The sequence below is a fragment of the Bradyrhizobium sp. Ken64 genome (assembly GCF_055807555.1).
Genome location: NZ_JBVVPA010000023.1, coordinates 37,917 through 48,078, shown reverse-complemented (window position 1 = coordinate 48,078; position 10,162 = coordinate 37,917). Strand labels below are relative to the sequence as shown.

The 10,162-nt window shown below is 65.2% G+C and carries 8 protein-coding genes; 4 read left to right on the top strand and 4 right to left on the bottom strand.

Translation table 11 applies throughout. The features are described from left to right. The first annotated feature begins 181 nt into the window (after positions 1-181). The 3 genes from AC0L2F_RS29470 to AC0L2F_RS29460 are packed head-to-tail and all read left to right on the top strand — an operon-like array spanning position 182 to position 3,110. Positions 182-1,204 carry a TRAP transporter substrate-binding protein gene (locus tag AC0L2F_RS29470; protein WP_473250792.1) on the top strand — a complete coding sequence of 341 codons (1,023 nt, stop codon included), beginning with the start codon at positions 182-184 and terminating at the stop codon, positions 1,202-1,204. Beyond that, positions 1,201-1,755 carry a TRAP transporter small permease gene (locus AC0L2F_RS29465; RefSeq protein WP_007610176.1) on the top strand — a complete coding sequence of 185 codons (555 nt, stop codon included), beginning with the start codon at positions 1,201-1,203 and terminating at the stop codon, positions 1,753-1,755. Before AC0L2F_RS29470 ends, AC0L2F_RS29465 begins: the two co-directional genes overlap by 4 nt. After that, positions 1,752-3,110 carry a TRAP transporter large permease gene (locus AC0L2F_RS29460; protein ID WP_063994346.1) on the top strand — a complete coding sequence of 453 codons (1,359 nt, stop codon included), beginning with the start codon at positions 1,752-1,754 and terminating at the stop codon, positions 3,108-3,110. The genes AC0L2F_RS29465 and AC0L2F_RS29460 overlap by 4 nt, the downstream gene beginning before the upstream one ends. Positions 3,111-3,158: 48 nt before the next feature. Here the strand turns inward: AC0L2F_RS29460 and AC0L2F_RS29455 are convergent, their stop codons facing one another. From AC0L2F_RS29455 to AC0L2F_RS29440, 4 genes are read right to left on the bottom strand one after another with little or no spacing between them, the layout of a single operon-like run. Next, on the bottom strand, positions 3,159-4,070 hold the full coding sequence (locus AC0L2F_RS29455; RefSeq protein WP_473250791.1) for a hydroxymethylglutaryl-CoA lyase: 912 nt from the start codon (positions 4,068-4,070) through the stop codon (positions 3,159-3,161). 1 nt (position 4,071) lies between these two features. Continuing rightward, a complete protein-coding gene (locus AC0L2F_RS29450) occupies positions 4,072-6,075 on the bottom strand; it encodes an acetyl/propionyl/methylcrotonyl-CoA carboxylase subunit alpha (protein ID WP_473250790.1) in 2,004 nt (667 codons plus the stop codon). A 4-nt stretch (positions 6,076-6,079) separates the two neighbouring features. Next, complete coding sequence (locus AC0L2F_RS29445) at positions 6,080-7,684, bottom strand: carboxyl transferase domain-containing protein (RefSeq protein WP_473250789.1); 1,605 nt, start codon at positions 7,682-7,684, stop codon at positions 6,080-6,082. A 24-nt stretch (positions 7,685-7,708) separates the two neighbouring features. Beyond that, positions 7,709-8,836 carry an isovaleryl-CoA dehydrogenase gene (locus AC0L2F_RS29440; protein WP_473250818.1) on the bottom strand — a complete coding sequence of 376 codons (1,128 nt, stop codon included), beginning with the start codon at positions 8,834-8,836 and terminating at the stop codon, positions 7,709-7,711. 157 nt (positions 8,837-8,993) lie between these two features. On the opposite strand from AC0L2F_RS29440, the gene AC0L2F_RS29435 reads away from it, so the two are divergent. After that, positions 8,994-10,022: an AraC family transcriptional regulator gene (locus AC0L2F_RS29435; protein ID WP_473250788.1), complete on the top strand. Its 1,029-nt coding sequence runs from the start codon at positions 8,994-8,996 to the stop codon at positions 10,020-10,022. Positions 10,023-10,162: the final 140 nt, after the last annotated feature.

Here is a 10,162-nt window from a genome sequence, read left to right as displayed (position 1 = left end):
GAAATCGGCAGTGTGCAACGCAGCATAGCCGACACTTGCCGCGGCATTCGGTCTCGAACTATCAGACTAGAGAACATTGTCTGAAAGACCGGCTAGGATAGGCCTCAGCACGGTCTCGAAGGCCCACCCAAAGTCACAGCAAACAAGAACCGTTCAAAGAAACGTCCAAAGGGATCACACCATGCTTACGCGCCGCCATCTGATTGCGACCGCCGTCGCCGCACCCGCCATTCTCCGTTTCGGTACCGGCACCGCGCATGCCGCGACCACCCTGAAGATCTCGCACCAATTCCCCGGCGGCACCGTCGACAAGGGCGATTTCCGAGACCGGCTCTGCCGCATGTTCGCCGCCGAAGTCGCCAAGCGCAGCAACGGCGACATCGCGGCCGAGATTTATCCGAACTCCTCGCTGATCAAGACCAACGCGCAGTTCTCCGCGATGCGCAAGGGCGCGCTCGACATCAGCCTCTATCCGATGCCCTACGCCGGCGGCGAGTTGCCGGAAACCAATATCGGCCTGATGCCGGGCCTCGTCACCACCTACGACCAGGGCATGCGCTGGAAGAAGGAGCCGGTCGGCAAGGCGCTGACCGACTTCCTCGCCGACAAGGGCATCATCCTGCTCAGCTGGGTGTGGCAGGCCGGCGGCGTCGCCAGCCGCTCCAAGCCGATCGTGGCCCCCGAAGATGCCAAGGGTCTCAAGGTGCGCGGCGGCTCGCGCGAGATGGACATGGTGCTGCAGACCGCCGGCGCCTCGGTGCTGTCGGTGCCCTCGAACGAAATCTATGCAGCGATGCAGACGGGCGCCTGTGATGCCGGCATCACCTCCTCAACCAGCCTGATCTCGTTCCGCCTCGAAGAGGTCGCGAAATCGCTGACCTCGGGCGCAGGCGCGTCCTACTGGTTCATGCTCGAGCCGCTGATGATGTCGAAGGCGATCTTCGACAAGCTGCCGAAGAACCAGCAGGACATCCTGCTCGCGGTCGGCACCGAGCTCGAAGCCTTCGGCCGCAAGGGCGCGCAGGACGACGACATCGAGGTCGCCAAGGTCTACGAGAAGGCCGGCGCCAAGGTCTCGGCGCTCGATGCCGCGACCGTCGGCAAGTGGCGTGACATCGCCCGCGACACCGCGTGGAAGGACTACGGCGCCAAGACCGCGACCTCGGCCAACCTGCTCAAGCTCGCGACCGACGTCGCGGCATGAGCCACGGTCCGCTTCCGGATCGTGACGCCAAGGCCAACGCTGCCGCAAGGACCGGCCTTGCGGCGGCGATCGATCGCGGTCTCGCCATCCTCAACAACATCATCGTCGTGTTCGCCGCGATCGCGCTGATCGCCGCCTGCGCCATCCTGAGCTACAGCGTGCTCAGCCGCGCCTTGTTCAAGGCCGCCAATTACTGGCAGGACGAGGCGGCGGTGTTCCTGCTGGTCGGCGCCACCTTCATGACCGCCGCCTACGTACAGCAGAACCGCGGTCACATCGGCATCGAGGCCTTCGTCGGCCTGCTCTCGCCGCTGGCGAACCGGATCAGGCTCTGGCTGGTCGATGCCGTGACGTTTCTGTTCTGCGCTTTCTTCGCCTGGAAGTCCTGGACGCTGGCGCATGAAGCCTATGTCGACGGCCAGGTCTCGAACTCGATGTGGTCGCCGCCGCTGGCCATCCCCTATTCGCTGATGGCGTTCGGCATGAGTCTGCTCTGCGTCCAGATCCTCGTGCAGCTTGCGCTGCCTTTCGCTGGAGCCAGGCGTTCATGAGCGTTTTCGGTATCGGCCTCGCGTACGGAATCGCGACGCTGGTCGTGATGTTTTCGGGCATGCCGATCGCGTTCGCGCTCGGCGCGGTCGCGGTGGTGTTCATGGGCATCTACATGCCCGCCGCCTCTCTCGATACGGTGACGCAGAACGTCTACGAGGAAATGGCCTCGATCACGCTGCTGTCGATCCCGCTCTTCATCCTGAAGGGCGCCGCGATCGGCAAGTCGCGCGCCGGCCAGGATCTCTACTCGGCCCTGCACGCCTGGCTGCACCGCGTCCCTGGCGGCCTCGGCGTCGCCAACGTATTCGCCTGCGCGCTGTTTGCGGCGATGGCGGGCTCCTCGCCCGCGACCTGCTCGGCAATCGGCTCGGCCGGCATCCCCGAGATGCGTAAACGCGGCTATTCCGGCGGCTTTGCCGCGGGGATCATCGCCGCCGGCGGCACGCTCGGCATCCTGCTGCCGCCGTCGATCACCATGATCCTGTTTGCGGTCGCTGCCGAAAAATCGCTGGGACGGCTATTCCTCGCCGGCATCGGACCCGGCCTGCTGCTGGTCTCGCTGTTCGGAATCTACGCCGTGATCCGCTTCCGCCAGGAATATGCCGCGGCCGAAGCGATCTACAAGAACGGCGGCCCGGAAGCTGCGATCCTCGCCCGCGACGAGTACACGCTCGCGGAACGCTTCAGCGTGCTGCCGCGCGTGATCCCCTTCGTGCTGCTGCTCACCGGCGTCATGATCGCGCTCTATGGCGGCTACGCCACGCCGTCGGAGACCGCCGGCCTCGGCGGCCTCTTGGCGCTGGCATTGATCGCGGCGATCTACAGCGTGTGGCGGCCAAGCGACCTCGCCCCGATCCTGAAATCGACGATCCGGGAATCGACCATGCTGATGATGATCATCGGCATGTCACTGCTCTACTCCTACGTGATGAGCTACCTGCACATCTCGCAATCGGCCGCCGAATCCGTCGTCGCGATGCATCTGCCGCGCTGGGGCCTCTTGTTCGCGATCCTCGTCATGGTCGTCGTGCTCGGCTTCTTCCTGCCGCCGGTCTCGATTATTCTCATGACCGCGCCGATCATCCTGCCGCCGCTCCGCGCGGCGAACTTCGACATCATCTGGTTCGGCGTCGTCATGACCATCGTGATGGAAATGGGACTGATCCATCCACCCGTCGGCCTCAACATCTTCGTCATCCGCAACGTCGCGCCGGATATTCCCCTGCGCGAGGTGATCTGGGGCACGCTGCCGTTCGTGTTGCTGATGATGGTCGCGGTGCTGCTGCTGTGCTTCGTGCCGGGGATCTCGACCGCGCTGCCGGACCTGGTGATGGGGCCGGACGGGAGCAGGTAGCGGCTGCGTCCACCGTCATTGCTTCGCTGCGCTCGCAATGACGGAGAACTAGGAGCCCGCGCGCCTCTTCTTCGCATTCAACGCGGAGGCCACGCGGCTCACGGGCGGCTTGCCGAGCACGCCACTCATCTCGTTCGTGGCCGCCAGCAACCGGTCCATATCGACGCCGGTCCTGATCCCCATGCCCTCGAGCATATAGACGACGTCCTCGGTCGCGACATTGCCGGTCGCGCCGGGCGCGTAGGGACAACCGCCGAGGCCGCCCGCGGCGGCGTCGATGACGCGGACGCCCTCCTCCATCCCCGCATGGAGATTGGCGAGCGCCTGGCCGTAGGTGTCGTGAAAATGCATCGCGAGCTTGGCGGGCGGGATGTTGGCGCTGACCGCCCGCAGCATCTCCTTGGCTTTGGCCGGCGTGCCGACCCCGATGGTGTCGCCGAGCGAGATCTCGTAGCAGCCGAGCTCCCACAGCGTGGTGGCGAGATCGGCGACGGCTTTCGGCTTGATCTCGCCGTCAAAGGGACAGCCCAGCACGCAGGAGATATAGCCGCGGACCTTGACACCATCGGCCTTGGCGCGCGTCAGCACCGGCTTGAACCGTTCGACGGACTCCGCGACCGTGCAATTGATGTTGGCCCGCGAAAAGCCCTCGGAGGCCGCGGCGAACACCGAGACGATCTTCGCTCCGGCCGCGCGCGCGGCGTCATAGCCCTTCTCGTTCGGCACCAGCACGTGGAATTCGGCACCGGTCAAATGGCTGACGCCGCGCAGCACAGCATCCGAGCTCGCCATCTGCGGGATCGCCTTGGGCGAGACGAAGGCACCGACTTCGACTGTATTGAGGCCGGCCGCGACCAGCGCCTCGATGAAGGCGATGCGGGCCTCGACGCTGACCGCCGTCTTCTCGTTCTGGAGGCCGTCCCGCGGCCCCATTTCGATGATGCGGACCTGATCGCTCATCTTATTCTCCGGAAGGCTCGACCACGGCGAGCTCGACGCCCTCCTGGACGATGTCGCCGACCTTGCATTTGATCGACTTCAGCACGCCGGCATAGGGCGCGCGCAGCGTCTGCTCCATCTTCATCACTTCCAGGGTGAGGATCGGCGCGCCCTTCTCGAGCTTGGCGCCCTCCTCCGCCAGCACGGCGACGACCGTGCCCGGCAAAGGCGCCGCGATCTTGTCCGCGCCGGCCTGCTCCTCGGTCTCGCCGCCGAACGGATCGATCCAGTGCAGATCGAAGCGGCCGTTGCGCGTACGCAAATACAGCTCATGACCGTCGATCACGGCCGCGACCGACGATTTGACGCCGTCGAGCGTGAGATCGAACCCGCCATCTCTCGGCACAATCGCAAACGCCAGCTCGCGTTCGCCGATCATCAGCGTCGACGGGCCGCTGCCGTAGTTTAGAGCGACCTTCTGCTCGGGTCCGTGGCCAACGCGGAAAGCAAAGCCGCGCTGGCGGCGGCCGACCGGCATCCAGCCAAACGTCTGCCAGGGCGAGCTCGCCTCGCCTTGCGCGGCCTGCCGCTCATCATTGACGATCGCAGCCACCGCGGCGCAGAGCTCGAGCTCGCCCGGCGCCGGCGAGGCCTGCGTCAGAACCGCCAGCTCGCGCTCGATGAAGCCGGTGTCGATTGCATTCGCCCTCACCTTCGGATGCGTCATCAGCGCCGACAGGAACGGGATATTGCTGACGATGCCGCGGACGTCGGACTCTTCCAGCCCGCGGTTCAGCCGCTCGATCGCGACATCACGCGTCGGCGCCCAGGCGATCATCTTAGCTAGCATCGCATCGTAGTACGGCGAGACCGTATCGCCCTCCCGATAGCCGGAGTCGATGCGCAGCCCCCCGGTTTCAGCGGGCAGACGCCAGGTCGAAATCTTTCCAACCGATGGCATGAAATTCCTGGTCGGGTTTTCCGCGTAGACGCGCGCCTCGACCGCATGACCGTTGAGGCGGATCTCGTCCTGCTTCAAGGGCAGCATCTCGCCGAAGGCGACGCGGAGCTGCCACTCGACGAGATCGATCCCGGTGATCAGCTCGGTCACGGGATGCTCGACCTGGAGGCGGGTGTTCATCTCGATGAAAAACACGTCCTTGCCGTCGGAGACGAACTCGATGGTGCCGGCGCCGACATAGTTGACGGCTCCGGCCGCCTTTCGCGCGGCGGCACAGACCGTCTCGCGCTGGGCCGCATTGAGCGTCGGCGACGGCGCCTCCTCGATCACCTTCTGGTGGCGGCGCTGCAGCGTGCATTCGCGCTCGAACAGCGACAGCAGATTGCCGTGGCTGTCGCCGATCACCTGCACCTCGATATGCCTAGGGTTGTCGACATATTTTTCGATCAGCATGCGGTCGTCGCCGAACGCGGCCTTGGCCTCGCGCTTCGCGCTGACGATTGCAGGCGCGAGTTCATCCGCGGAGCGAACGATGCGCATACCACGGCCGCCGCCGCCGGCGGACGCCTTCACCAGAATTGGGAAACCAACCTTCTCTGCCGCCTTCGCCAGCGTCGCATCGTCCTGGGCCTCGCCGTGATAGCCGGGCACCAGCGGTACGCCGGCCTTCTCCATCAAAGCCTTCGAGCCGGACTTCGAGCCCATCGCCGTCATCATCCCGGCCGTCGGGCCGACGAAGACCAGGCCCGCGTCGAAACACGCCTGGGCGAATTCGGCGTTCTCCGACAGGAAGCCGTAGCCGGGATGGATCGCCTCTGCGCCCGTCTTGCGCGCGGCCTCGATCAGCCGCTCGACATTGAGATAGCTGTCGCGGGCGCGAGCGGGCCCGAGCAGCACGGCCTCGTCGGCGAGCGCGACATGCATCGCGTCGCGGTCGGCCTCGGAATAGACCGCGACCGAGCGCAGGCCCATGGCGCGCGCTGTGCGGATCACGCGGCAGGCAATCTCGCCGCGGTTGGCGATCAGGAGCGTGCGAAAACGGCGGTAGAGCTTTGAGCGGTCCATCGCATCACATCCTGAACAGGCCGAATTTCGTCGGCTCGATCGGCGCATTCGACGCCGCCGAGAGGCCAAGGCCGAGCACGAGGCGCGTGTCGGCCGGGTCGATCACGCCATCGTCCCACAGCCGCGCGGTCGCGTAATACGGGTGCCCCTGGCTCTCATATTGCGCGCGGATCGGCTCGCGGAATGTCTCTTCGTCTTCTTTCGACCAGCTATCGCCCTTCGCCTCGATATTGTCGCGCCGGACCTGGCTCAACACCATCGAGGCCTGCTCGCCGCCCATCACCGAGATGCGGGCGTTTGGCCACATCCACAGGAAGCGCGGTGAGTAGGCGCGGCCGCACATGCCGTAATTACCGGCGCCGTAGGAGCCGCCGATCACCACGGTGAATTTCGGCACGGAGGCCGTCGCGACCGCCGTTACCAGCTTGGCGCCGTCGCGGGCGATGCCGCCGGCTTCGTATTTCTTTCCGACCATGAAGCCGGTGATGTTCTGCAGGAACACCAGCGGAATGCCGCGCTGGCAGCACAGCTCGATGAAATGCGCCCCCTTCAGCGAACTTTCACTGAAGAGAATGCCGTTGTTGGCGATGATGCCGACCGGAAAACCCCAGATGTGGGCGAAGCCGCACACCAGCGTCGTGCCGTAGAGCTTCTTGAACTCGTCGAACTCGGAACCGTCGACGACGCGCGCGATGATGTCGCGCACATCGAACGGCTTGCGCCCGTCGACGGGCACCACGCCGTAGATCTCTTCCGCCGCAAACAAGGGATCACGCGGCGGATGCATGTTGAGGTTTGGCCGTACCGCTGGCTTCAGCGTACCGACGATGCGGCGGGCGATGCCGATCGCATGCGCGTCGTTCTGGGCGTAATGATCGGTCACCCCCGATTGCCGCGAATGCACGTCGGCGCCACCGAGCTCCTCGGCGGTCACCACCTCGCCCGTCGCCGCCTTCACCAGCGGCGGCCCGCCGAGGAAGATGGTGCCTTGATTGCGCACGATGATGCTCTCGTCCGACATCGCGGGGACATAGGCGCCGCCGGCCGTGCAGGAACCCATCACGATGGCAATCTGCGGGATACCTTGCGACGACATCTGGGCCTGGTTGTAGAAGATGCGGCCGAAATGCCGCTCGTCCGGAAAGATCTCGTCCTGCAGCGGCAGGAAGGCGCCACCGGAATCGACCATGTAGACGCAGGGAAGATTGTTCTGCCGCGCCACGTCCTGCGCACGCAGATGCTTCTTCACGGTCATAGGATAATAAGTGCCACCCTTGATGGTGGCGTCGTTGGCGACGATCACGCATTCGCGGCCCGAGATGCGCCCGACCCCGGTGACGACGCTCGCCGAATGCACGTCGCCGCCATAGAGGCCATAGGCCGCGAGCGGCGACAGCTCCATGAACGAGGTGCCGGGATCGACCAGCAGGTCGACGCGCTCGCGCGCCAGCATCTTGCCGCGCGAGGTATGGCGGTTGCGCGAGACCTCGCCGCCGCCGCCGGCGACCTGGCTCAGCTTTTCGCGCAAATCTGCGACGAGAGTGCGCATGGCCTCGGAATTGCGGGCAAAGTCCGATGAAGACGTATCGATGCTGGAATGGAGCGGCATGTTGATTCCAATTGCGTGAAGGTTTTAAGCCGTCTCGGCCATCAATTCGCGCCCGATCAGCATGCGCCGGACCTCCGAGGTGCCGGCGCCGATCTCATAGAGCTTGGCATCGCGCCACAGACGTCCGACCGGAAATTCGGATGTGTAGCCGACCCCGCCCAGCGCCTGGATCGCCTCGCCCGCCATCCAGGTCGCCTTCTCCGCTGAATAGAGGATCGCAGCGGCGGCGTCCTTGCGCAAGCTGCGCGCGTGATCGGCGCGGTCGCAGGCACGCCCCACCGCATAGACATAGGCACGCGTGGCCTGCCAGGTCGCGTACATGTCGGCGAGCTTGCCCTGCATGAGCTGGAAGTCGCCGATCGGCTGCCCAAACTGCTTGCGCTCGTGCATGTAGGGCACCACCGCGTCCATGCAGGCCGCCATGATCCCGAGTGGGCCGCCCGAGAGCACCGTGCGCTCATAGTCGAGCCCGGACATCAGCACCTTGACGCCCTCGCCCACCTTGCCAAGCACGTTCTCCTCCGGCACCTCGCATTCGTCGAAGAACAGCGGATACGTGTTGGAGCCGCGCATGCCGAGCTTGTCGAGATGCTGGCCGTGGCTGAAGCCCTTCGTCCCCTTCTCGACCAGGAAGGCGGTCATGCCGCGTGGACCCGCTTCCGGATCGGTCTTGGCATAGACCACCAGCACGTCGGCATCTCCGCCATTGGTGATCCACATCTTCGAGCCGTTGAGCACATAACGGTCGCCGCGCTTGTCGGCGCGCAGCTTCATCGAGACGACGTCTGAGCCGGCGCCGGGCTCGGACATCGCGAGCGCGCCGACATACTCGCCGGAGATCAGCTTTGGCAGATAGCGCTCGCGCTGCGCATCATTGCCGTTGCGGCGGATCTGGTTGACGCAGAGATTTGAGTGGGCGCCGTAGGAGAGCCCGACCGCGGCCGAGCCGCGCGAAATCTCCTCCATCGCGACGATATGGGCGAGATAACCCATGTTGGAGCCGCCATATTGCTCCGGCGCGGTCATGCCGAGCAGGCCGAGGTCGCCGAGGCGCTTCCACAGGTCCGCCGGGAATAGATTGGCTCTCTCGATATCGGCGGCACGCGGGGCGATCTCCGCCTCCACGAAGGCGCGCAGCGTGTCGCGCAGCATGCTGATGTCTTCGCCCAGATCGAAATCGATGCTCGGGATATTCAAGGCGATTCCTCCGTATTTTGGGGACCGAACCTAGCGGCAACGGGGCCCTTCTGCCGTCGAAAAGGTTGCATTTTCCGCCAAACTTGGCGAGGATTTTCCCAGAGGGTTTCCGATGCCTTTTCAAGTCGCAACCGCGATCCCGCGCCGTGCCGTGACCCCTGCCGCCTTCGTCCGCGGCGTCGTTGCCGCTTACGAACGCTACGGCCGCGATCCGACCGAGGCGCTGAGCCGGGGTCAGGTAACGCCAGACCTTGTCAATTCTCCGGATGGGCGGGTCACGGCCGGCCAGTTCGAGGCGCTGGCGGGCCACGCCATGCGCGAACTGGATGACGAGGCGCTCGGCTGGTTCTCGCGGCGGCTGCCCTTCGGCACCTACGGCATGCTGTGCCGCGCCTCAATCACCGCCCCGACGCTGGAGGTCGCGCTCAAGCGCTGGTGTCGGCACCATCGTCTGCTTACAGAAGACGTGCTGCTCGATCTCGAGGTCGGCAAGGAGACCGCGGTCGTGTCCATCCGCGAACTGGCCGACCTCGGACCTTTACGCGAATTCTGCCTGGTCACCCTGCTCCGCTATGTTCTCGGCTTTTCCTGCTGGGCTGTAGATTCCAGGATCGCGCTCCGCGCCGCGGAATTTCCACACCCCGAGCCCGGCCACGTCTCGGTCTATCCGACCATCTTTTGCCGAAACGTCCGCTTCGATGCTGACCGTGCTTCCATCACCTTCGACAAGCATTATCTGTCGCTGCCGCTCACCCGGAGCGCGGCGGACCTCGACAACATGCTCAAGGGCGCGCTGCGGCTGACAGTGCTACCCTATCGGCGCGACCGGCTGCTGGTCGAGCGCGTTCGCCGCGTGCTCCGCAATGCGCGCGGACGCAGTCTCGGAGCCGAGGATGTCGCGCGCGAGCTGGCACTCTCCACCCGCACCATGCATCGGCGCCTGCGCGATGAAGCGACCTCGCTTCGCGATCTCAAGGAAGAGGCAAAATTCGAGCTTGCCAAGCAGGAGCTGATGCGCGGTCGTAGCCCGATCAAGCGGATCGCGGAGATCGCCGGCTTCCGCAACGAGAAGAGCTTTTCCCGCGCCTTCCGCACCTGGGCCGGCACCTCACCGCGCGAGTTTCGCGGCAGGTATCGCTGACGCGGGGGCTCTCAGCTGGTGCGGCCTCCGAGGTCCACTCGGAGGCCGCATCATTCCGAAACCGGTCTCGATCAGTTCGAGTTTGCCTGCCCACCCGGGCGAAACTTGGTGCGCGACTGCGTCTGCTTCGGCTGGAAGGC

What these genes read in the sequence shown, in the direction of transcription:
- AC0L2F_RS29470 (WP_473250792.1), top strand. Translation starts at nt 182, where the DNA reads ATGCTTACGCGCCGCCATCTGATTGCGACCGCCGTCGCCGCACCCGCC.
- AC0L2F_RS29465 (WP_007610176.1), top strand. Translation starts at nt 1,201, where the DNA reads ATGAGCCACGGTCCGCTTCCGGATCGTGACGCCAAGGCCAACGCTGCC.
- AC0L2F_RS29460 (WP_063994346.1), top strand. Translation starts at nt 1,752, where the DNA reads ATGAGCGTTTTCGGTATCGGCCTCGCGTACGGAATCGCGACGCTGGTC.
- AC0L2F_RS29455 (WP_473250791.1), bottom strand. Translation starts at nt 4,070, where the DNA reads ATGAGCGATCAGGTCCGCATCATCGAAATGGGGCCGCGGGACGGCCTC.
- AC0L2F_RS29450 (WP_473250790.1), bottom strand. Translation starts at nt 6,075, where the DNA reads ATGGACCGCTCAAAGCTCTACCGCCGTTTTCGCACGCTCCTGATCGCC.
- AC0L2F_RS29445 (WP_473250789.1), bottom strand. Translation starts at nt 7,684, where the DNA reads ATGCCGCTCCATTCCAGCATCGATACGTCTTCATCGGACTTTGCCCGC.
- AC0L2F_RS29440 (WP_473250818.1), bottom strand. Translation starts at nt 8,836, where the DNA reads ATGCTGCGCGACACGCTGCGCGCCTTCGTGGAGGCGGAGATCGCCCCG.
- AC0L2F_RS29435 (WP_473250788.1), top strand. Translation starts at nt 8,994, where the DNA reads ATGCCTTTTCAAGTCGCAACCGCGATCCCGCGCCGTGCCGTGACCCCT.